The sequence below is a fragment of the Alkanindiges illinoisensis genome (assembly GCF_004377485.1).
GTDB classification, from domain to species: domain Bacteria; phylum Pseudomonadota; class Gammaproteobacteria; order Pseudomonadales; family Moraxellaceae; genus Alkanindiges; species Alkanindiges illinoisensis_A.
In genome coordinates, this window is the sequence record NZ_SNTY01000005.1 from 46,330 (window position 1) to 69,921 (window position 23,592).

The 23,592-nt window shown below is 45.6% G+C and carries 23 protein-coding genes; all 23 read left to right on the top strand.

Features of this window, described 5'->3' with window-relative positions; translation table 11 throughout:
• The first annotated feature begins 9 nt into the window (after positions 1 to 9).
• A complete protein-coding gene (gene nirD / locus E2B99_RS00650; protein WP_134243085.1) occupies positions 10 to 1,605 on the top strand; it encodes a nitrite reductase small subunit NirD in 1,596 nt (531 codons plus the stop codon).
• Positions 1,606 to 1,805: 200 nt separating this feature from the next.
• On the top strand, positions 1,806 to 4,649 hold the full coding sequence (locus tag E2B99_RS00655; protein WP_134243086.1) for a nitrate reductase: 2,844 nt from the start codon (positions 1,806 to 1,808) through the stop codon (positions 4,647 to 4,649).
• A gap of 56 nt (positions 4,650 to 4,705) precedes the next feature.
• Positions 4,706 to 5,428, top strand: coding sequence for a molybdenum cofactor guanylyltransferase MobA (gene mobA, locus E2B99_RS00660; protein ID WP_166738950.1), 723 nt, complete (start codon positions 4,706 to 4,708; stop codon positions 5,426 to 5,428).
• Positions 5,428 to 6,495, top strand: coding sequence for a GTP 3',8-cyclase MoaA (moaA, locus tag E2B99_RS00665; RefSeq protein WP_134243088.1), 1,068 nt, complete (start codon positions 5,428 to 5,430; stop codon positions 6,493 to 6,495). Before mobA ends, moaA begins: the two co-directional genes overlap by 1 nt.
• Positions 6,496 to 6,500: 5 nt before the next feature.
• Positions 6,501 to 6,863 carry a hypothetical protein gene (locus E2B99_RS00670; RefSeq protein ID WP_134243089.1) on the top strand — a complete coding sequence of 121 codons (363 nt, stop codon included), beginning with the start codon at positions 6,501 to 6,503 and terminating at the stop codon, positions 6,861 to 6,863.
• Positions 6,864 to 6,886: 23 nt separating this feature from the next.
• Positions 6,887 to 7,135: a MoaD/ThiS family protein gene (locus tag E2B99_RS00675; protein ID WP_134243090.1), complete on the top strand. Its 249-nt coding sequence runs from the start codon at positions 6,887 to 6,889 to the stop codon at positions 7,133 to 7,135.
• Between the two features lie 30 nt (positions 7,136 to 7,165).
• Positions 7,166 to 7,726, top strand: coding sequence for a molybdenum cofactor biosynthesis protein MoaE (locus E2B99_RS00680; RefSeq protein ID WP_430981433.1), 561 nt, complete (start codon positions 7,166 to 7,168; stop codon positions 7,724 to 7,726).
• A 90-nt stretch (positions 7,727 to 7,816) separates the two neighbouring features.
• Positions 7,817 to 8,413 carry an RBBP9/YdeN family alpha/beta hydrolase gene (locus E2B99_RS00685; protein ID WP_205669615.1) on the top strand — a complete coding sequence of 199 codons (597 nt, stop codon included), beginning with the start codon at positions 7,817 to 7,819 and terminating at the stop codon, positions 8,411 to 8,413.
• A 122-nt stretch (positions 8,414 to 8,535) separates the two neighbouring features.
• Positions 8,536 to 9,459, top strand: coding sequence for a bifunctional molybdenum cofactor biosynthesis protein MoaC/MoaB (gene moaCB / locus E2B99_RS00690; protein ID WP_134243092.1), 924 nt, complete (start codon positions 8,536 to 8,538; stop codon positions 9,457 to 9,459).
• Entirely contained in the window at positions 9,456 to 10,688 is a 1,233-nt protein-coding gene (locus E2B99_RS00695) for a molybdopterin molybdotransferase MoeA (RefSeq protein WP_134243093.1), read from the top strand. The genes moaCB and E2B99_RS00695 overlap by 4 nt, the downstream gene beginning before the upstream one ends.
• A gap of 471 nt (positions 10,689 to 11,159) precedes the next feature.
• On the top strand, positions 11,160 to 12,194 hold the full coding sequence (cyoA, locus tag E2B99_RS00700; RefSeq protein WP_134243094.1) for a ubiquinol oxidase subunit II: 1,035 nt from the start codon (positions 11,160 to 11,162) through the stop codon (positions 12,192 to 12,194).
• A gap of 3 nt (positions 12,195 to 12,197) precedes the next feature.
• On the top strand, positions 12,198 to 14,183 hold the full coding sequence (cyoB, locus tag E2B99_RS00705) for a cytochrome o ubiquinol oxidase subunit I (RefSeq protein WP_134243095.1): 1,986 nt from the start codon (positions 12,198 to 12,200) through the stop codon (positions 14,181 to 14,183).
• Between the two features lie 3 nt (positions 14,184 to 14,186).
• Complete coding sequence (cyoC, locus tag E2B99_RS00710) at positions 14,187 to 14,804, top strand: cytochrome o ubiquinol oxidase subunit III (protein ID WP_134243096.1); 618 nt, start codon at positions 14,187 to 14,189, stop codon at positions 14,802 to 14,804.
• Positions 14,804 to 15,151 carry a cytochrome o ubiquinol oxidase subunit IV gene (cyoD, locus tag E2B99_RS00715; RefSeq protein ID WP_134243097.1) on the top strand — a complete coding sequence of 116 codons (348 nt, stop codon included), beginning with the start codon at positions 14,804 to 14,806 and terminating at the stop codon, positions 15,149 to 15,151. Before cyoC ends, cyoD begins: the two co-directional genes overlap by 1 nt.
• A 12-nt stretch (positions 15,152 to 15,163) precedes the next feature.
• On the top strand, positions 15,164 to 16,048 hold the full coding sequence (gene cyoE, locus E2B99_RS00720) for a heme o synthase (RefSeq protein ID WP_134243098.1): 885 nt from the start codon (positions 15,164 to 15,166) through the stop codon (positions 16,046 to 16,048).
• 326 nt (positions 16,049 to 16,374) lie between these two features.
• Positions 16,375 to 18,555, top strand: coding sequence for a hypothetical protein (locus E2B99_RS00725; protein ID WP_134243099.1), 2,181 nt, complete (start codon positions 16,375 to 16,377; stop codon positions 18,553 to 18,555).
• Positions 18,556 to 18,557: 2 nt separating this feature from the next.
• Complete coding sequence (locus E2B99_RS00730) at positions 18,558 to 19,298, top strand: DUF3142 domain-containing protein (protein ID WP_134243100.1); 741 nt, start codon at positions 18,558 to 18,560, stop codon at positions 19,296 to 19,298.
• Between the two features lie 138 nt (positions 19,299 to 19,436).
• A complete protein-coding gene (gene rpsF, locus E2B99_RS00735) occupies positions 19,437 to 19,838 on the top strand; it encodes a 30S ribosomal protein S6 (RefSeq protein ID WP_026470710.1) in 402 nt (133 codons plus the stop codon).
• A gap of 11 nt (positions 19,839 to 19,849) precedes the next feature.
• Positions 19,850 to 20,077, top strand: coding sequence for a 30S ribosomal protein S18 (gene rpsR, locus E2B99_RS00740; RefSeq protein WP_026470711.1), 228 nt, complete (start codon positions 19,850 to 19,852; stop codon positions 20,075 to 20,077).
• A gap of 8 nt (positions 20,078 to 20,085) precedes the next feature.
• Positions 20,086 to 20,532, top strand: coding sequence for a 50S ribosomal protein L9 (rplI, locus tag E2B99_RS00745; RefSeq protein ID WP_026470712.1), 447 nt, complete (start codon positions 20,086 to 20,088; stop codon positions 20,530 to 20,532).
• A 218-nt stretch (positions 20,533 to 20,750) separates the two neighbouring features.
• Entirely contained in the window at positions 20,751 to 22,202 is a 1,452-nt protein-coding gene (gene dnaB, locus E2B99_RS00750) for a replicative DNA helicase (protein ID WP_134243101.1), read from the top strand.
• Between the two features lie 19 nt (positions 22,203 to 22,221).
• Complete coding sequence (alr, locus tag E2B99_RS00755; RefSeq protein WP_134243102.1) at positions 22,222 to 23,316, top strand: alanine racemase; 1,095 nt, start codon at positions 22,222 to 22,224, stop codon at positions 23,314 to 23,316.
• Complete coding sequence (locus tag E2B99_RS00760) at positions 23,317 to 23,544, top strand: hypothetical protein (protein WP_134243103.1); 228 nt, start codon at positions 23,317 to 23,319, stop codon at positions 23,542 to 23,544.
• Positions 23,545 to 23,592 lie beyond the last annotated feature (48 nt).

Here is a 23,592-nt window from a genome sequence, read left to right on the forward strand (position 1 = left end):
AGCAGGCAAATGAATCAAATGGTTAATACATGGATTGAGGTTTGCGCCTTAACAGAAATTGCCCCGGATACTGGTGCCTGTGCCCTGATCAACGGCCAGCAGGTTGCCGTGTTCCGCATGCGCGAAGATGACCGGATTTATGCCATTGGTAACTATGATCCGGCTAGCGGTGCGAATGTGCTATCTCGTGGCATTGTGGGTGACTTGCAGGGTGAGCGCGTGGTGGCCTCACCTATTTACAAGCAGCATTACAGTCTGGCAACGGGTCGCTGCATTGAAGATGCGCAATATCAGGTGCCTGCCTATCCGGTGCAAGTGGTTGATGGCACCATTTTTGTGGGCAGCTTGCCGCAAAAAACCTATATCACCACGCCACAAGCCCGCGAAGAAAAAATGCGACTGGTAATGGTGGGTAATGGGCTGGCTGGCATGCGCATGCTGGAAGAACTGCTGGAAATTGCACCCGACCTGTATGAGATTGAAGTGTTTGGTGCTGAGCCACATGGCAACTACAACCGCATCATGCTTTCACCTGTGCTGTCTGGTGAAAAAAAGCTGGATGACATCATGCTGCATCCGCATAGCTGGTATGACGAGCGTGGGATTACCTTTAACGCTGGCGATGAAGTGGTCAAAATTGACCGTAAGCGTCGTCTGGTTTTTGGGAAGTCTGGTTATACCACGTCGTATGACCGTTTGGTGATTGCAACAGGGTCTTCACCATTTGTACTGCCATTGCCCGGCCGTGAGCTGGAGGGTGTCACCACATTCCGCGATATTTATGACATCAATAAAATGATTGATGCGTCTGAAAACTACCAGCATGCCGTGGTGATTGGTGGTGGCCTGCTGGGTCTTGAAGCAGCGCATGGCTTAAACAAGCGCGGCATGAAAGTCACCGTGATTCACCTGATGGATCGCCTGATGGAACGTCAGCTGGATCATGTCGCAGCTGATATGCTGAAAACCACACTGGAACAACGCGGCATGCGTATTGAACTTAGCGCGCAAACTGAAAAAATTCTGGGCAGCGAACGCGTTACTGGTATTTTGTTGAAGGATGGTCGTGAAATTCCGGCTGATCTGGTGGTGATGGCCGTTGGCATTCGCCCCAATATCGAGCTGGCCAAGTCTGCTGGACTCCATTGCGAACGGGGTGTGGTGGTCAATGACATTATGCAAACCTTTGATCCACGTGTGTATGCCGTAGGTGAATGTGTGCAGCATCGCGGCATTGCTTATGGACTGGTTGAGCCACTGTGGGGTCAGGCGTTTGTTTGTGCAACCCAGTTGGCTGAACGTGGCAGCATTCAATATCGTGGCACGCAGCTTGCTACTCAATTAAAGGTGAGTGGTGTTGAAGTGTTTTCGGCGGGCAATCTGGACAGCGATGAAAGCTGCGAAGATCTGGTGATCCGTGATCCAAAACGTGGCATTTACAAGCGCCTAATCCTGAAAAACAACCATGTGCAAGGTGCAGTGCTGTATGGCGATGCGCGGGATGGGTCATGGTACAGCGACCTTATCAGTGAACAAACTGACATAAGCGCCATTCGCAACCGCCTGCTATTTGGCCGCGACTTTGCCATGAAGCAGGCCAGTTAAAGTTATTACCCAACTTAAGCAATAGGTGATGAAAGACATGGATGTCATGTTATGGGTGGTGTTCACGCCATGGACGGCGAGTTTGCCCATAACAACGCTTTAGTTACTTTTGCTCTCAAAAGTAACGCTTAGCGCAGCGTAATCCCTTTTGGATTGATGCGCTGCCAAGACAGCTCAACTGAGAGAATCAAGGAATATCCATGAATAGCATCGTATCCAAACCAATTACAGTACATCAAACATTGGATACTGCTCAAAGCACGCACACCACCTGCCCCTATTGCGGTGTTGGCTGCGGCGTGGAAGTCAGAAAAACCAAAAATAGTCTGACCCACAACCATCAGGTTAATGGTATTGTCGGCCATCCAGCCAATCAGGGTCGATTATGTGTGAAAGGTAGCAGCCTGGCTGAAACCATTGGCACTAAAAGTCGTTTATTGTTTCCACAGTTTCAGGCCAATGGACAAACTGAACAGGTATTGTGGTCACAGGCGCTGGACAAAATTGCCAATACCTTTAAAGCAACCATTGAGCAGCATGGTGCAGATAGCGTGGCTTTTTATGTGTCGGGCCAACTACTGACCGAAGATTATTATGTGGCTAACAAGTTTGTAAAAGGCTTTTTGGGTACAGCCAATATTGATACCAACTCGCGCCTATGCATGTCCTCAGCCGTTGCTGGCCACAAACGTGCCTTTGGTGAAGATATTGTGCCCGGTTGCTATGAAGACTTTGAACTGGCCGATATGATTGTACTGGTGGGTTCTAACACCGCATGGTGCCATCCGGTGCTATTCCAGCGCATTGCCAAAGCCAAGGAAAGCAACCCTGATCTATGCGTGGTGGTGATTGATCCACGCCATACTGCCACCTGTGATATTGCAGATATTCACTTGCCTTTATTGTCTGGCACCGACGTTGCCCTGTTTAACGGATTATTACACTGGCTTCATCAGCATGGAGCACAGGATCACCAGTTTGTAACTGCACATACACAAGGCCTGTCCGACGCTCTTAAGCAAGCTGGCGAGCATCGCGATACCAAAGCGCTGGCTGAGCTTTGTGGTGTGCAATTACAAAACCTTGAAGCATTTTTTAAAAAATTTGCCCAGACTGAAAAAGTCATTACCCTGTTTTCAATGGGCGTTAACCAGTCCAGTCAGGGTACGGATAAAGTCAACAGTATTATCAATTGCCACCTTTATACTGGGCGTATTGGCAAACCCGGCATGGGACCTTTTTCCATGACTGGCCAGCCCAATGCCATGGGCGGCCGAGAAGTCGGCGGCTTGGCCAATATGCTGGCAGCACACATGGAGCTGAACAATCCGGTGCAGCGTGACCGTGTGCAGCGCTTTTGGCAAAGCCCCCTGATTGCCTCAGAGAACGGTCTTAAAGCCGTTGAGCTGTTTGAAGCAGTAGAAGCCGGCCGCATTAAAGCCATCTGGATCATGGCCACCAATCCGGTAGTTAGCCTACCCAATGCCGATCAGGTTAAGCGTGCCCTCTCCAATTGTGATTTTGTGGTGGTGTCTGATATTACCGCCAAAACCGACACCACGGCCTATGCGGATGTATTATTGCCTGCACTGGGCTGGGGCGAAAAAGATGGGACTGTCACCAATTCAGAGCGCTGTATTTCACGTCAGCGTGCATTTTTAAATGCTCCCGGCGAAGCCATGCCAGACTGGTGGGCCATTAGCCAGGTGGCAAAACGCATGGGGTTTGACTCAGCGTTTGACTATCACCATCCTTCAGAAATTTTTGATGAACATGCCCGGCTTTCAGCATTTGAAAATTTGAGCAGCGAGTCAGACACGTATGACGTTTCCGCTGCGCAAGCCGAAAACCTTGTTCTCGCAATGTCTAATAGCAATCCCAGCACGAATTTTGATTTTCGCTACTTTAACCTCAAGGGCCTATGTGGCTTAAGCAAGGCCGCTTATGATGCTCTGCCACCTTTGCAATGGCCCGTATTAACGCCTTATCAGGGCACTAGCCGGGTGCTCACCAATCACCGTTTCTCCCACCCTGATGGTAAGGCACGTTTTATCAGCGTGAAGTATGAACCACCACGTCATAAGGCCAGCCGTGATTATCCGCTTGCCTTAAATTCTGGCCGTATCCGTGACCAGTGGCACACCATGACGCGTACAGGTCTGGCACCCACGCTAGGCTCACATATTCCAGAACCGTTTATTGACATGCATCCTAACGATGCCTTGTCATTTGGTATCAAGCAAAATGAGCTGGCTCGCCTGCACTCACAATGGGGTACGCTGGTCGCACGGGTACAATGCTCCGGCAATATGCGTCGTGGGCAGGTATTTGTGCCCATTCACTGGACAGCACAAACGGCTTCAGATGCCCGGGTTGGTGCACTGGTCAATCCGGTCGTTGACCCGGTATCCGGCGAACCGGAATTCAAGCATACGCCCGTGCGCATTGAGCCATTTCATGTGCAATGGCAAGGAGTAGCTTATAGCCGCTATGCCCTCAATCTGGAACAGGCGGCATGGTGGACGCAGATTCAGACCCAGGCCGCTTTACGCTATGAACTGGCTGGCCGGCAACGCATCAATACCGTAACCGAACATGGCAAGGCACTGTTGCTTAGCCATCGGGCACTGGCCGAAATGGTACACAACAATCAGGCCGACTGGCTGGAATACAGTGATCACAGCAGCGGCATTTATCATGCTGCCATCATGGTAGACAGCCAGATTCAGGCTTGTATTTACATTGCCCCGCGTGAACTATTACCCAACCGGGAATGGATTGCCAGCCTGTTTGTCAAATCCCGCTTAAGCAGCCGTGACCGCATGGCGATTCTGGCTGGTGCACCGCTGGGCAGTGCCAATGATGCCGGGCCTTTAGTATGTTCCTGCTTTAAGGTGGGCAAAAATACCATTTTAAATGCCATTCGGGAAAAAGGCCTTACCACGCCCAAAGAAGTCACGGCCTGTGTCAAAGCGGGTGGTAATTGTGGTTCGTGCGTCCCCGAGATTCGCACCCTGATTGCCACCTGTCTGGTAGAATCCTGATTACTCATGTTAAAACTGTAACGATGACTAAAATATCTTAAATCACTGGCATGAGAATGACATTAGAGACTGTTGCTGACGAACTTGGTAAAGCTGAGGAATTAGTTGATGATGGCCTGGTTGAACATGGCTTAGCTGAGCACGAACAGAAGGTTAGCATTGTTATCCTGGCAGGTGGTCGCGCCACACGAATGCATGGTCAGGATAAAGGACTGGTTTTGTTGCACGGTCAGCCGCTGGTTGTGCATCTTTACCAGCAAATCTCGTCCTTAAGTGATGATATTTTAATTAATGCCAACCGTAATCAGGCAACCTATCAGCAATTACTGCCTGCTTGCCAAATCATTAGTGATCAATGGGCGGATTTTAAAGGCCCGCTAGCAGGTATGCACAGCGCGCTACGACATGCCAGCCATGAATATATCCTGATCATTCCCTGTGATTTGCTGATGTTGCCTAAAGAGTGTCTGGGTCAGTTATGGCAAGCCATGCAGAAAAATCATAGCAAAGCCGCTTATGCCAGTTTTAATGGTCAGGCCCTTTATCCATTTTGCATGTTGCATCGTAGCTTGCTGGATAGTCTTGCGCTGGCACTTGCCAATGATCAATATGCAGTGCGGCATTGGCTGTTTGAGCAGGAGGCTGCCGTGGCTGATTTTGCAGTTGATAACATTTTGCCGCTGAATTTAAACACGCCAGATGATGTGGCCCTGGCTGAGCAGTGCTATGCTAGCGAAATACCTATTTTTTCAGACCATTTTAATTCAGGAGCAAAATAATGACTGTTTTAGTCACTACTGTTGATCCTGAATCCTTAAAAGAACTTTTATCTCATCACTCAGCTTCATCACTTGTAGACCAGTTTGGGCGGCATAAGCATAAACTCCGGATTTCCCTTACCGATCGTTGTAATTTTCGCTGTAACTACTGCATGCCGGATCAACCCGACTGGCTGGCTAAAAAAGATATTTTAAGTTTTGAAGAATTATTAAAATTTGCCACCGTTATGGTTGGCATGGGTATCCGTCATATTCGCCTGACTGGTGGTGAACCCTTAATGCGCCAGGGCGTTGTTCACTTTATCCAAAGCCTGAGTGAACTTAAGAAAATTGGCCTGCAACGCATTTCCATGACCACCAATGCCTATTATCTTAAAAAATATGCACGTGCTTTGAAACAGGCAGGCCTTGATGATTTAAACATTAGCCTCGACAGTGTGAATGCTAGCACTTTTCTAAAAATGACCCAGCGGCCACTTAAACCTGTACTGGATGGCATACAGGCAGCGGTTGATGCAGGCATTCCAGTTAAGCTGAACTGTGTCATTGTGGCGGGTCAAAACGCGCACGAAATTGTAGAACTAACCCAATGGGCCTATCAGCACAATCTGCCCTTACGCTTTATTGAATATATGCCACTGGATGCTCCCAGCAACTGGCAGGCAGATAAAGTTATTACCGAAGACCAGATCATTGGCAACCTTGCCCCATATTTTCGGATTGAAAAGCAGCAGCGCTTAAATGATCCAGCCACCATTTATCAGCTTAGTCCTCTTTTTCCTCATGAATCTGCCACTCTAAAATCCCCGTTTGAACTGGGCATTATTTCCACCATCAGTAAGCCATTTTGCCAAACCTGCGACCGTTTACGCATCACTGCCACCGGTGAGCTGTTTACCTGTCTATTTGCCAATAGCGGCACCGCCATTCGCCCGCTATTGCAACAAGCCAATAGCGCCTTATTACAACAGGTCATTCTGCAAGCGGTCTGGCATAAAAAAGCCGGATTCATTGCTCAACAGCAAGCGCCTGTACGCAAGATCAGCATGCATGCCATGGGTGGTTGATATTTATGAGCGGGTTACCTATCTCTGAGGAAAAAATATTAGATTCTATTAATAAAGCTTATGATCGCATGTCTATTGCACAACGCAAATTATGGGAAGTAATTAAAGTTTCTCCTCAAAAATGGCAACAAGAGCCTTATGGTGATGAAGGTGAAGGTTTTTGGGTCGTCGCTATTTTTGGCAATTCTGTGATTTGGTTTAATGATATTGAAGAGGGCTACAACACCTCAAGTTACTCAATTTTTGGAACGATTAATGAATATCGCTGCAATCAGGATGAACTGGAGTGGCAGATTCAAAATGTTATTAACCAGATTAAAGATGGTTATGATTCTGCGGGATATAGCGACTTAGTCAACAGTAATTAATTTTATTCAGGATAAACATTTGAATGTCACAAATCACCTTTGAATTTTATGGCCGCCTTGAGCGTCTGGCTCATCAATCGGAAATTAGTTTAAAACTGAACACTCCTGTTTCCATTGAAAACGCATTACAACAACTCGCTGAGCTGAAGCCCGATCTGAGTGAAAATCTGGAGCGTTGCGCCTGTGCCATTGGTGATGAACTGGTGTCCCGTTCCATGCTGGTAGACGCCAACACCCGCGTGGCACTGCTTCCCCCAGTAGCAGGAGGTTAAATCATGAATATTGTTGCTACTCATCCTCAAATCAATGACAAAATTAACGAAAGTATTGAACGCATTCAGGATCATGACATTGACCTGAACACCCTGCTGGCCATGCAACATTTTCCTGAATGTGGTGGGCTGGCCCTATTTGCCGGAACGATACGTAATCACCATAATGGCAAGGATGTACAAAGCCTGAAATATACCGCCTACAAGCCACTGGCAGAAAAAATGATCCGCCAGATTGAACAGGACATTGAACAAAAATATGGCGTGTCCTATGTGCGTGTCGTACACCGAATCGGGCATTTAAATATTGGTGAAGTAGCCATTTATGCAGTGGCTCGCAGTGATCATCGCCGTGAAGCGTTTGCAGCCTGTGAAGAAGCTGTTGAACGCGTTAAGCATGAAGTGCCAGTATGGAAAGAAGAGTTTTATACCGATGGCAGCAGTGTTTTTGTTGAAGGCTGCTGCATTCGTACTGATTTTGCGCCAGTATCAGAAAAAAAGCCCGAGGCATTTTCTAAAGCTCAAGTTGGTTCTATTCAGGCAGATCCTCATTTAACTTCTCATCAGCATGCGCACTGTTCACATAAGTAAGCATGAGCATAAACATAACCAAAGTTATCTACACGCCCAGATAACCCAAGCTATGATAATGCAGGTTTTAAATTCTGAGGTGAAGCCCGCATGCAGTCAGAACATATGACATCAGAACAGCAGCCGAACATTAAAGTTTATATTATTCATGGCTATGGCGCTGGGCCACAATCACATTGGTTTCAGTGGTTAAAACAGCAATTCGAAGCACAAGGCATCATCGTGTACGTGCCTGCCTTGCCTGATTCTGAACATCCCGTCAAGGAACAGTGGGATGAGTGTCTAAAGCAAACCATTGGTGTGCCAGATGAATACACCTATTTTGTGGCGCACAGTTTAGGTTGCATTGCCCTACTGGATTATTTTCGCCAGCTTGAACCACGCCCGCAAATTGGTGGCATGATTCTGGTATCTGGTTTTTCAACGCCTATTTCTGGTTATTCACTGATTAATCCTTTTGTTGGCAATGCGTTTCATCCAGAACACTTTATTGCCATGACAGCGCAACGTGTGGTGATTGCAGCCAAGGATGATCCCATTGTGCCCTTTGCGCAAACTGAACAACTGGCTCATGATCTTGAAGCCCGGTTTATTACAGTTGAGCATGGCGGACACTTTCTGGACAGTGAAGGATTTACCGAGCTGCCCTTAGTGCATGAACAACTAACTGCCATGATCAATCCTTAGCAGGCATTAAGCTTGGAACATACACTCTTTGCGTTTAGTATTTTACTAATCTATTCAATCCTTTTATTTCATTGATTATTCAATTGACTATTTTTAATTTTTGCAAAACTTGAGAACACACAATGAAAAACGTTGGCATGAAACCCGACAGCTATCGCAAAGCCACGGCAACTGCCGAGCTACTCGCCCCGCCGCATTGTATTGACCTGCTGCGCACAGGCCAAACTGAAAAAGGCGATGCGTTAAAAACAGCTCGCATTGCCGGAATTTTAGCCGCTAAGCGCACCGATGAGCTGATTCCCTTATGTCACCCATTGCCTATTTACCGTGCCGATGTAGATTTTGAATTGCTAGAAAACCGGGTGATTGCCAGTGCAGAAGTCGAAACCATTGGGCCAACTGGTGTAGAAATGGAAGCGCTGACTGCAGCCAGTCTGGCAGTACTCACCATTTACGACATGCTTAAACCGCACTGTGAACCGCATGAACTGATCATTCGGGAGTGTAAGCTGCAAGAGAAAAAAGGCGGTAAGTCACACTACAAGCGCGAGTTACGTCAGGCCGTTTCGGCGGCAGTGATTGTACTATCCGACACCGTTGCAGCAGGCCGTAAACCGGATACCGCCGGTAAAGCTGTGATGAGCACACTTGAACAAGCCGGTTTCAATCCAATTCATTATCAGGTGTTGCCCGATGAATCAGACCAGTTAAAAGATCTGGTGGAAAAACTGGTGGCAGAATATGCATGTGTCATTACGGTAGGGGGCACAGGTATTGGCAAACGTGACATTACTGTCGATACCCTAAAACCACTAATTGAACGCGAACTGCCGGGCCTGATGGAAGCAGCGCGTGCCTTTGGTCAGCAGCGTACGCCTTACGCTGCAATGTCACGTGGCGTGGCCGGCTTTATTGATCGCTCACTCTTGATCACACTCCCGGGCAGCCGTGGTGGTGCCACTGAATCCATGGCTGCAATTCTGCCAGCACTAGTGCACATTTTTGATGTCTGCCGTGACCTGCCACATCCGGGGGGCTACGAATGAGCCAGCCTGCTTGCAGCCATGAAGGACTAATCAGCCTTGATCAAGCGCTGGCCAGTTACGCTAGCGTTAATATCTTGCCTGTTATTAATATACCGCTCATTAATGCCCATCAGCACATACTGGCAGAAGATGTCATTTCTCCAGTCGAACTGCCGCTGTTTGATCAGAGTGCGGTTGATGGTTATGCCTTACGTCAGGCTGATATTGATGCCGGAATAACACACTTTGAACTGGTTGGCGAAATTCGCGCAGGCTTTTCACAACAAGTCGAGCTTAATCCGGGTCAGGCCTTGCGTATTTTTACCGGAGGTCAACTGCCTGCCTGTGCCAATACTGTGGCCCGGCAGGAAATTGTTGAGCGTGAAGAACACCATATTAAGCTGATGCAAACCATTGATGCTGGCACTGATATTCGCTATCGCGGGGAAGAACTGGCCAAGGGAACAATCTTGGCCAGACAGGGACAAGCACTAAATAGTGGCCTGATTGCAGCGCTAAGTATGGCAGGTGTACAGCAGGTCAAAGTGCATCATCAACCTAACATTGCGGTGCTGATTACTGGTGATGAGGTACGTAAGGAACGCGACAATGACGCTCAAGTGTTTGATGCCAACGGCCCATTGATTAGTAGCTGGCTTAAGGAACGCGGACTATCGGATATCACCCTACAGCATGTACCTGATGAGCCTGAAGTTCTTAAAAATATGTTAAATCAGGCTTTTAGCCAACATGATCTGGTGATTACTACCGGAGGCGTTTCAGTCGGTGATTATGACCTGATACGGCCTATATCCATGCAGTTAGGTGCACAACAAATCTTCTGGCAAGTGGCCCAAAAGCCCGGAAAACCGCTGTATTTTGCCAGCTATCAAAAAGCACAAACAGGACAACAAGGGTATTTATTGGGCTTACCGGGAAATCCAGCTGCTGTACTGATTGGCTTACACCTGCACCTTACGACGTTGCTTTCCTGTCTGCAACACAAGCAGAATGCCCAACCCCAATGGCAAGCTGGTTTGTTTACAGGTCATTTAAATCCTGATAGCCGTGAGCGTTTGCTGCGTATGCATATGCATGTTTCCCCTCAAGGACAAGTGATTTTGAAATCACTGGATAAACAACAATCGCATATGCTGAGCAATCTTGCCAGTGCCAATGTCTTGGTACGGGTTCCTGCCCATCAACAAATTAATGAGCATACTACGCTACATTTTCTGCCAATCTTATAAATCCTTAACTAATTTGGAATGCTTTTGTCATTACAATGGCATTCCAAGCTTCAACATTATTAGTTTTTTGTACTTCGTTAAAATTTAGAAAAATGAATTTGAAGTTAATCTAAAACTTAATTGAAACTTAAATTTACATAAATAAAACAAGTTTAATTTAAAAAATAAGTGCTTAAATAAACTGTTTTCTTGAATTCCCTATAATTTATAGGGATTTACCACATTATGCTAAATTACAGATACTTAAAATTCATCATTCAGCATCTTCGGTCATTAATTGTTATAGCTTCACATGCCTAGTTAAGGCTATAATGCGCCGCAAAGTAGCAGTGCTGTACCTTTTGGTGCAACGCATGTCAGTTTGATTTTTACCTGTTTTTTGACCTGTACAATGGCAAGCTGGATTCACGCAAGCACTCTAATAGCAAACCCATTTTTCGCTGTAATGGGACTCTTAACCGAGGTTGTAAAATGAGACAAACCTTTTTAGCCGTATTGTCTTTATGCGCTATAGCGGTCTTACTGACTGGCTGTAGCGGAGACATTGTCATCTTTAACTCAAAGGGACAAATCGGAATTGAGCAGCGCGACCTAATCATCATTTCTTTTGTCTTGATGTTACTGGTTGTGATTCCTGCCATTTTCATGACGTTTTACTTTGGCTGGAAATATCGCCAGGGTAATGGTTCCGCCGAGTATTTACCAAAATGGGCACACTCCACCAAGATTGAAATCGTGGTTTGGGGCGTACCTATTTTAATCATCTGTGCGCTTGCCTATTTAGCAGGTACAAGATCATTTAGCCTTGATCCATACAAACCAATCACTGCTGAGAAAGTTGCCCAGTCGGTTCAAAATAACCCAGATCAGGCAATTGCAAATCAGGCGAAAAAACAGCCTGTTACCATTCAGGTGATTGCAGAGCAATGGAAGTGGGTGTTCATTTATCCGGAACAGAACATTGCGACTGTCAATGAGATTGTTTTACCGGTAAATACCCCCATTAATTTCCGTATTACCTCCAATTCTGTAATGAACTCGTTCTTTATCCCGCAACTGGGTGGACAGGTCTATGCAATGGCAGGTATGCAAACCCAGCTTCACCTGATTGCTGATGAATTAAGTGATCGTGATGGTAAGCCTGGCATTGGTCCGGATGATGGTTATCGTGGTATATCGGCCAACTACAGTGGCTACGGTTTCTCCAATATGCGCTTTAGAGCTCATTCTGTAACTGATGCAGAGTTCAATGCCTGGGTTAATCAGGTCAAAACCTCGCCACAAACACTGGATATGGCCAAGCTTCGTGCTTTAAGAGACGACCCGAAAAATCGTCAGCCTCATCCGCATCCAGTTGAACACTTCTCTTCTGTAGAGCCTAACCTATTTAAAATCGTTATAGATCAGTATATGGCCGCACAGCACAGTCATACAGCATCTAAAGCAAACCATGCAAATGGTCATGCTGCTGGTGAAGGCAGTCATACTGCTGTTGTAGAGGAATAAAACATGTTGTTAGGAAGGTTAAATGTAGATGCAATACCTTACGATCCTATCGTACAGGTTACAGTTGCCGGGATGATACTTGGCGGGCTATTGCTGCTCGCGGCCATTACCTACTTTAAGAAGTGGAAGTATCTCTGGACCGAATGGTTTACCACGGTAGACCATAAAAAAATTGGTATCATGTACGTCATCGTTTCGATGGTGATGTTATTGCGCGGTTTTTCCGATGCCATCATGATGCGCCTACAGCAGGTACTTGCCACCAATGGTGCCGAAGGTTACCTGCATCCAGAGCACTACGACCAGATTTTTACTGCCCACGGCGTGATCATGATTTTCTTCGTGGCCATGGGTCTGGTAGTTGGCCTCATGAACATCGTGGTGCCTTTGCAAATTGGTGCACGTGACGTGGCATTCCCGTTGTTAAACTCTGTCAGCTTCTGGCTATTTGCAGTCAGTGCGGCACTGGTGATGATGTCACTGGTACTGGGTGAGTTTGCAGCAACTGGCTGGCTGGCCTATCCTCCGCTTTCGGGCATTGAGTACAGTCCGGGTGTAGGCGTTGACTACTATATCTGGTCGTTACAGATCTCCGGTCTGGGTACCCTGCTGACTGGTGTGAACTTCTTCGTAACCATCATTAAAATGCGTGCCCCTGGCATGACTTTGATGAAAATGCCGATTTTCACCTGGACTGTACTGGTTACTGTAATCCTGATTATTGCCGTGTTCCCGATTTTAACCGGTACTCTGGCAATGCTAACCGTTGACCGCTTGTTTGGTATGCACTTCTTTACCAATGAAGCTGGCGGTAGCCCAATGCTTTATGTCAACCTGATCTGGACCTGGGGCCATCCTGAAGTATACATTCTGGTATTGCCTGCGTTTGGTGCGTTCTCAGAAATCGTTGCAACATTCAGCCGCAAATATCTGTTTGGTTATAACACCATGGTCTACGCAACTGTAGCCATTGGTTTACTGTCCTATGTAGTTTGGGTTCACCACTTCTTTACCATGGGTGCTGGTGCCAACGTTAACGCGTTCTTCGGTATCATGACCATGGTTATTGCAATTCCAACTGGTGTGAAGATTTTCAGCTGGTTGTTCACCATGTATAAAGGCCGTATCCGTTTTACCACGCCAATGCTGTGGACAATGGGCTTTTTGGTAACCTTCTCTATTGGTGGTATGACTGGTGTTCTGCTTGCAATTCCACCAGCAGACTTTGTCGTACACAACTCCCTATTCCTGATTGCTCACTTCCACAACGTAATTATCGGTGGTGTGGTATTCGGTATGTTTGCTGCCCTGACCTACTGGTTCCCAAAAATGTTTGGTTTCACACTAAACGAATACTGGGGCCGTCTGTCATTCTGGTTCTGGGTCATTGGTTTCTATCTGGCATTCATGCCGTTGTATGTGCTGGGCTTTATGGGTATGACCCGTCGCCTGAACACCTATGACAATCCTGACTGGGAACCGTACCTGTATGTTGCTTTTGTCGGTGCCGTATTTGTAGCTATTGGTATTCTGTGCCAGTTAATCCAGATTGCAGTCAGCTTCCGTGATCGCAAGAAAAATGTGGACCTGACAGGCGACGTTTGGGATGGCCGCACACTAGAATGGAGTACGACTTCTCCTGCACCATTTTACAATTTTGCCCATATTCCATACGCTGGTGAAATTGATTCTTTCTGGGTGGACAAAGAAAAAGGCGTTGCCTATCAGCGTCCTGCCAAGTATGAAGACATCCACATGCCGACAAACCGTGCTGCTGGTGTTCTGATTGGTGGCCTGCTGTTTGTATTTGGCTTTGCCATGACCTGGTATATCTGGTGGCTTGCAATTGCTTCACTGGTTGGTTCAATTATCGTGTTCATTGCAAGTTCATTTACCAAGAAAGTGGACTACTATGTACCCGCTGCTGAAGTTGAGCGTATTGAGAATGAGCGCTTTCATAAACTTGAGCAGTTTCAAAAGCAGGGCTAAGACATGTCTGAAGTAATTCATCATCACGACGAGCACGGTCACGATCATCACCACCATGATGATACCGACATGACTGTGTTCGGTTTCTGGACCTATATCATGAGTGACTTGATCTTGTTCTCAAGTCTCTTCGTGGCATATGGTGTGTTACATAATCACTTTGCAAATGGGCCGACCTCTCAGGAAGTTTTTGGTGAATCCTTAAGCTTTGTGATGGTTGAAACCTTTTTGCTGCTGGTAAGTAGTTTTACCTTTGGTATGGCTGTTCTGGCCCGTTACAAGGAAAAAGCAGGTCAGGTTCTAGGCTGGCTGGCAGTTACCTTTGTTCTGGGTGCAGGCTTTATCGGCATGGAAGTCTATGAGTTCCATCACCTGATTTCCATCGGTCATGGTCCCAATGTTAGTGCTTTCCTGAGCTCTTATTTTAGTCTGGTGGGTACACATGGTCTGCACGTGACCGCTGGCCTGATCTGGATGATCGTTCTAATGTTCCAGATTGCCAAAAATGGGCTTACCCTGCCAAATACCCGCCGTCTGGCTTGCTTAAGCCTGTTCTGGCACTTCCTGGACATTGTCTGGATTTGCGTATTTAGTGTGGTTTATTTGTTGGGAGCAATATAATGGGTCATCACGCACATACCGATGCCGCTGGTGCTAGCCACGGCAGCACCAAGCAGTATGTTATTGGTTTGATTATCTCCATTGTTCTGACTATTATTCCGTTCTGGATGGTAATGCAGAATGTGGAACAGCCTGGTAGTTTTGAACGTGGCCCGCTGGTATGGACCATTGTTGTTACTGCCATTGCACAGGTGCTGGTACAGTTGGTGTTCTTCCTGCATTTGAACTCATCTTCAGAGCAGCGCTGGAACCTGATTGCATTTGTTTATACTGTTCTGACAATTGCAATCCTGATCATTGGCTCAATCTGGGTCATGGATTACCTGCACTATTTCATGATGTCATGATTGGCTTGATTAATGATTAAGAAGTTTATTTACTTAACCAAGCCTGGAATTATTTTTGGTAATTTCATTTCGGTCATGGGGGGCTTTTTTCTAGCCTCCCAAGGCAACATCGATTTATGGCTTCTACTGGTTACTTTGCTTGGAACCTCACTCGTTGTTGCTTCTGGTTGTGTAGTAAACAATATCATTGATCAGGATATTGACGTCAAAATGGAGCGAACCCGAAACCGTGCACTTGTAAAAAAGTCGGTTTCAAATACTGCGGCATTTATTTATGCCGCAGTACTGGGAATTTTCGGGTTTGCTCTGCTTTATTTCTTTACTAACTTACTGGCAGTTGCATTTGCTGCCTTTGGTTTTTTTGTCTACGTTGTTCTATATAGCCTTTATCTAAAGCGCCATTCCATTCATCAGACACTGGTCGGTAGCCTTTCAGGTGCCTGTCCTCCAGTTATTGGTTATTGTGCAGTTGCCAACCAGTTTGATGCTGGTGCACTTATTCTGTTTATTCTATTTTGTATCTGGCAAATGCCACATTCTTTTGGTATCGCAATCTTTCGCTTAAATGATTATATATCTGCCCGTATCCCGGTATTACCCGCCAAAAAAGGCATTTATATTACCAAGCTGCAATCAGCCGTTTATGTCTTATTGTTTACATTAACAGGCAGCCTTCTCTACGTGTTTCATTATGTGGGCTTGATTTATCTGGTGGTATTTGCTGGCTTGTGTGGTTATTGGTTATATCTGGCTGTAAGTGGTTTTAAAGCCATTGATGACCGTGTTTGGGCTCGTCGTTTCTTTTTATTTTCAGTTATCCTGATTACTGTTTTTAGTGTGCTGATTTCTGTTGATTATGAGCCACAGCCCAGTTACGGTTTTATGGTTACCCTTTAGCCTGGCTAGCAAAAATTTCTCTATATCAACTATTTTTATTAAAGCAATAGTGCCTATGCTTAGGTAAAAAAACCTAAGCCAAAAATTAGAATCAACTTAAAACAGCCATTGTTGCTTTTGTTATTTTGCATTAGCCTTTTTTATGTGTACTCTGTAGTCTTTTATCCTCAGCGGACTGTGAAAAATTTGCCTGTGGTTTATTGCTGAATTTATTTTTATTCGTTTAACCCTCACATCTTTAGCGATTATATAATCTGCTTCATCCCATAAATCGTTAATTTCACTATTCGCTTTTAAGACCATTTTAAAACAACAAGAGATTACCAATGACGCTATCTATTTTTTATCGTTTCTGCTGTCACACTGTATTGATGCTGGGTCTAGGCATATTGGGGTTAACCAAAACCTATGCTAGCTCTGATAATTACTGCTTACTAAGCTGGTCTGCACAAATGAAGGTTTACGATAGTTGTAGCAATTTACCTATATTTAGTCCGGCTAATGACAGTGAAACCAATATGCGTTTGCTGCTGGCAGATATGCAACTGGCAAAAATCAGAACACCTCAGTCTTTACCTAGCTGGACAGAAGAATATGGCCCTGTGCCATTTGCTCTTAATGAACTCAAAGAAGCAATTAGTAATGCTGTCCCCTCCCAACGCCAAAAGCCTTTAAAACCCGAGCCCTATGATTCAAGCTGGATCAAAGTGAATGAAGAGCGCTGCCAAAGCAAGGATACAGGCCAGCATAGCTTTATTCATCAGGTCAATCGTGACCCCGCTTTAAAACCTGCTGAAAAACAGTTTTTAATTAAACAGCGACAGGCAATCAATCCCCAGTGCGACAAGGCGCTAACCTTTACTAAGGTACAGCCAGAATGGAATGCGCTGGTGCGTCAGTATGTTTCTTATATTAATGGCACTATTGCCTTTTATAATGGGGATCATCAGCCAGCACAAAAGATTTATGGCGCGCTTACGACCGTTGCTACACCGTGGATTGCAGAAACAGCTACTTACATGCAAACCCGGACTGCTGTAGAAGACGCTTACAATACCGGGCTAGATGAATATGGTTCAGTCTCCTCTGCCAAGATCGATAAATCAGCGCTGACCAAAGCCTTTGATGCAATTGCCCAGTATTTTAAAAGTTATCCTAAAGGTCAGTATAGCGCTTCGGCACGGGGCTTATTACGCAGACTATACTGGCTGGGTGGCCAGCAGCGTCAGTTAATTGACGAGTTTTCATGGCAATTTGATCATCCTCAAAGCTCGCAATTTAACCTGGAAATGCTGTATGTTCCTGAAGAAATCCACCAGCGTATTTTTGAAAATCACCTGTTTAATCCAGCCAACTTTAAGGATCCGTTCTTTTTAACTACTTATGATTTAATGTACATGCGTGAAGACAACTCAGACAAATACAAACCGCTTAGTTGGCGCGAGCTTCAGGCACAACAGGATTACTTTAAGACCCAGCCGGAACTGTATCGTTATTTACAGGCGGCTCATCTGGTATTTGTGCAAAACAAACCACAACAGGCATTAGAATATTTACCCAAAGGCAATCCGCCAGAGCGCTTGAGTTACCTACAGCTTAGCCAGTTTATTTTAAAGGGACGTATTTTTGAGCAAATTGGTCGTTATGATGAGGCTCATACACTATGGACGGTACTACTTAACTCTGCCAAGGCTCCCTATCAACGCCAGATGGTTGAACTGGTACTGGATTTAAATATGCAACGCAGCCAGGACTTTGCTGCTATTTTCACAGCAGACAGTTTAATTCGGGATCCAGCCATACGTGCTATTGTTATCAAGCGAGCGGCCAATGCCAATTTGCTGGATTCTATTATTAACTCAACCACCACTACGGCACAGGAAAAACAGTTCGCACGTTTTGTATTGCTTTTTAAGAACTTGAAGTATCAGCAATACCAGCAATTTGTAGATACTTTAAAATATTTGCCTGCTGATGCAGCTCAATATAAAGCCTCGGAAAGCACTAAGGAGGCTTTAAAAGAACAACCACAATTTAGTGTGTTTATGTGGCAGGGCAACAAAATCAATAACCAGTTAACCTGTCCTTCACTAACTACAATTGCCAAAATACTGGCCACCCGGCCGGATGATGAAAAAAGCTTAATATGCATGGGTGAATTTTTCCGGCTCAGTCATTTTGAAGGGTTAGGTTATCCTCTGGAATATAGCTATGTTGACCCTAAGAATAAACAGCACTGGAACAGGATTTTGGGCGCAGAAGCGCTGCCATTTAATGGTCCTGCGTTTTCACGTGGAGATGTGTACAAAAAAATTATCGCAACCAGCACCAATGATGACTTAAAAGCCTATGCGCTTTATCGTGCGGTGAATTGCTACGCACCCGCTGGCGATAACGATTGTGGCGGCGAGGAAGTTGACAAAACCACCCGTAAAAACTGGTTCAATCAGCTAAGACGAGATTATCCTGCCAGTGAGTGGGCCAAGTCGCAAAAGTATTTCTGGTAAGCATGCTACATTTTTTTAAAAACGTGTGTTTGGTATTAACGCTAGGGTTGGCAGGTTTTCTACTTAGTGCCTGCCACCCACTACCTGATTCTAACCAGACTGTAAATGCAGCAGACTATCAGCGCTTTTGGGTATGGGGCCGGGTTAATCCAGCGCCTTATCTATCGTATGCCCAAGAGTTCTATATTTTACAAGGAGAAGTAGGGTTTTCGCGCGGCCAGCAGCGTATTGTGTTTAGCCCGCAAGGGATGCGCTTAACCCGTTTGGCACCAGTACAGGTATGGCTTGTTTACCGTACCACGACACTGCAATGGTCACCAGCACTCATACAGGCCATAATCCGGCGGCTTGATAGCTGGCAACGCTACGGTAATCAGGTAACCGGCTTACAAATAGATTTTGATTCAGCAACTGGCCAACTAGAACAATATGCTGAATTTCTGCAAAGCATTCGACAGCAGCTTCCTAGCCAATACCAGCTCAGTGCCACCGGTTTACTGGACTGGAGTAATGCCAGCCCTGATACCCTATTGAAGCTTGGCAAGGTACTCAATGAAGTAGTGATTCAAACTTATCAGGGTACACATACCATTGATAATTACCGCGCGTATTTGCCTGCGCTGGCTCGCCTGAATATTCCCTTTAAAATCGGGCTGGTTCAGCATGGTCAGTGGGTTACAGATCGCATAATTGAAAAAAACCCGTACTTTAAAGGCTACGTGGTGTTTTTACTCAGGGAATAATCTAATTATTTCCTTGTATATTTTTAGGTTTTCTATACAATAACGCACTGCTTTATAGCACGCGAAAATAATTTTTTCGTGTTACTCCTTGCCATTGATGTTGGAATCAGTGGCTGTCTAAACCGTAAGGAGCTTAATATGCGTCATTACGAAATCGTGCTGTTGGTTCATCCAGACCAGAGCGACCAGGTTGTTGGGATGGTTGAACGCTATCTCACTCAAATTAAAGAAGCTGGCGGTCAGATTCACCGTCTTGAAGACTGGGGCCGCCGTCAACTGGCTTACCCAATCAACAAAATCCATAAAGCGCACTACATTCTGATGAACGTTGAATGTGGTCAGCAGACTCTGGATGAGCTTGAAGAATTGTTCCGTTATAACGATGCGATCATCCGTAACCTGATCATCCGTCGTGAAAAGGCAATTACTGAAGAATCATTGCTGGCCAAGAGCGCTGAAGAAAAACGCGCCCGTAAGGCTCAACGTAATGATGATGGTCAGTCTAACGACCAAGATCAAAACCAAGCTGCTGAAGCATAAGGAGAACCCACATGGCACGTTTCTATCGTCGTCGCAAGTTCTGCCGCTTCACCGCTGAGAACGTTGCATATATCGACTACAAAGACATCGATACCTTAAAACAGTACGTTACTGAAAACGGCAAGATTGTTCCTAGCCGTATCACCGGTACTAAGGCTCGTTATCAACGTCAGCTGGCGCTTGCAATCAAGCAGGCTCGCTATCTGGCCTTGATCCCTTACACTGACAATCATAAGTGAGGTGATCTGTGGACGTTATTCTGTTACAACGCATTAAAAACCTGGGTAAGCTGGGCGACAAAGTATCTGTTAAAGCAGGTTACGGTCGTAACTTCCTGATCCCTCAAGGTAAAGCAGTTTCTGCTACCGAAGCCAACACGGCTGCTTTTGAAGCGCGTCGTGCTGAGCTGGAAAAGCAGGAAGCTGAAGTATTGTCTTCTGCACAAAGCCGTGCTGACAAACTGAACGAAGTAAATGTTGTTATCACTGCTAAAGCTGGTGATGAAGGCAAACTGTTTGGTTCTATCGGTACTCGCGACATTGCTGATGCCCTGACTGCTTCTGGCATTGAAGTTGACCGCGCTGAAGTACGCCTGCCTAACGGGGCGCTACGTCACACTGGCGAGTTCAATGTTGCAGTACAACTGCACCATGATGTTACTGCTGAAGTTCTGGTAACGATTGTTTCTGAATAATCGTCACTGAATAATCAGTAGGCTAAGTAATTCTGTATAGAATCATTTAGTTAAAAGCATGCTTTCGGGCATGCTTTTTTTATATCAAAAAAATGTCTTTATTTTTCAGCATCTCATTCTGATATTCAGTCAACTGCCGTTTAAAACAGCACACCACCTGCCCGATTTTTGCTTTAATAAGCACACGGATTTGGGTTTAATTATTTGGGATATTCACTATGACTTTGTCCTCTGCTCTTGACGCTACGGCGACGAACAAACCAAGCGACGGCAACATTGTGCATATGCTTCCCAATGGTCGTGAAGTACGTGTCCCGCCGCATAACCTGTCAATGGAGCAAGCGGTACTGGCAGCACTAATGACCATCTCCGAATCCTGGGACAGTATTAGTGATTTATTGCATGAAAATGACTTTTACGCGGTGCGCCATCGCCTGATTTTTCGCGCCATTAGCCATCTGGCTGGCACCAACATGCCTTACGATGCCGTTTTAGTAAATGACTGGCTATCCAAGAACCATCAACTGGAAGAAAGCGGTGGTGAAGCCTACCTGATGCAACTGTTGGCAGAAAGCCCGGCCAGTTTGTATAACCTGACTGCCTATGCCGAAAAAGTGAAAGAGTTGTCTGCACTGCGTGAGCTCATCAAAGCGGGTAATGACTTGCTACAAACCGCTTATGACTCCAAGGGCAAATCTGTTACTGACATTCTGGACAGTACCGAAAGCCGGATTTTTGCTATTAGCGAGCAGCATAATAATCGTAACAAGGAAACTGGCCCGCAACCCTTGGTAGGTGTATTAAAAACTGTACTGCATAAGGTTGAAGAATTACAAAAAAATGATAGCCCGATTACTGGCTTGTCGACGGGTTTTATTGAGCTGGATAACAAGACCTTTGGTATGCAACCCGGTGACCTCATCATTGTGGCAGCACGTCCGAGTATGGGTAAAACTACTTTTGCCATGAATCTGGTTGAGAGTGTACTGTTTAATGCCGATTTGCCAGCTTTAGTGTTTTCTATGGAAATGCCAGCAGATTCGATTGCAACGCGTTTGATTTCATCGTTTGGCCGTATTCATCAGGGCCGTTTACGCTCAGGACGACTGGAAGAAGGCGACTGGGTCAAGTTTTCCAGTACGCTCATGCAGTTGCAAAGCAAGTATTTGTACATTGATGACTCCTCTGCTTTGCCTCCTAATGAATTACGCTCGCGGGCGCGCCGGGTTGCCAAAAATCACGGTGGCAAGCTGGGTTGTATCATGGTCGACTATTTGCAGCTAATGAAAGTGCCTGGCATGGGTGATAACCGTGTGGGCGAGATTTCGGAAATTTCGCGCAGCTTAAAGGCACTGGCCAAGGAAATGAACTGTCCGGTTATTGCCCTGTCCCAGCTTAACCGAAGCCTTGAGAACCGTCCAAACAAACGCCCAATTATGTCTGATCTACGGGAATCCGGTGCGATTGAGCAGGACGCCGACCTGATTATGTTTATTTATCGGGACGAAGTGTATAACAAGGAATCCAAGGAAGCCGGGACTGCCGAGATTATTATTGGCAAGCAGCGTAACGGCCCCATTGGTACAGTACGCCTTGCGTTTGAAGGCCAGTTCACCAAGTTTGAAAATTTAAGTCCTGAATATTATCGCTCTGCCGATGATGACGAATAATTCTTTATCTAATCTTACAATGAATGCCATAACAAAACGTCAGCCAAGGGTAGAACTTAGCACCTCTGCCCTGCAACATAATCTCAAGTGTGTGCGTGAGCTTGCACCACAAAGTAAAACTATCTGTATGGTCAAGGCCGATGCCTATGGTCATGGGATTGAATTTGCCTTAAATGCCTTGCAGGATACTGATGCCTTTGGTGTAGCCTGCATTGAAGAGGCGCGGCAAATCCGGCAACTGGGCTGTTCACAGCCTATTACCCTGATTGAAGGGGTTTTTAATGAGGCAGAATGGCTGGAAGCCAGCCAGCAGCAGTTTGAATGTGTGGTGCATCAGCAGCAACAAGTGGACTGGGCACTCGCGCATCCACAAATCTATCAGCAAAATAATCTAAAAATATGGCTAAAGCTAAATAGTGGGATGAACCGCTTAGGGTTACAACCCGATGAGCTGCTAAAAGCGGCACATCAATTGCGTGCAGCAGGTTTTGAATTAGTCCTAACCATGCATTTTGCCAATGCCGATGTACCGGATCATCCCTTAAACCAGCAACAAATCCAGACTTTTTTAAATTTAAAACAGCAACTGGAATCCATCGAAGCATCTTGCTGTAATTCGGCTGCTATTTTTAACTGGCCCGAACTGCACTTTGATTACGTCCGTCCTGGCATTATGCTATATGGTGCATCGCCCTATAGTGATATCAGTGCAGCCAAGCTGAATTTGCGCCCAGTCATGCATCTTAAAAGTAATTTGATTGCGATCCAGCATGTGAAGGCTGGCCAGGTAATTGGCTATGGTTCACGTTTTACCACAACCCGTCCTACTCGTTTGGGTATTGTGGCAATGGGTTATGGTGATGGTTATCCGCGCGCATTAACCCATGGAGCATATGTCAGCATTCATGGTCATGAAGCCCCTCTGCTGGGTCGTGTGAGTATGGATTTACTGGCTGTGGATTTAACCGATTTGCCGAGCACTATTAATATTGGTAATGAAGTAACACTATGGGGCGATAACCCATCTGTGGACCTGATTGCACAGCATAATAATACCATTGGCTATGAGTTGCTGTGTCGTTTAACGAACAGGCCTAAACGTATAATATTTTGAATGAAGCTTATTCCTTATTTTTCCTGTGAAAAAATTTCTGATAAACCTTCAGATGAAGTTATGCAAATTCTTAAAACCAATATTGCAGCGGATAGTTACTCTTTATTAACTTATAAAAATTATACTTTTACTATTCAGCGAAATATAAATTACAGAAACTCTTTTTTGCCGATTGCTTTTGGAAGCATCACTGAAACTAGTGAAAAGATTAGTGTTAATATTTCATAAGAATGCATTGGGTTATAATTATCTTCTTATTTATATGGTTCACTTTTT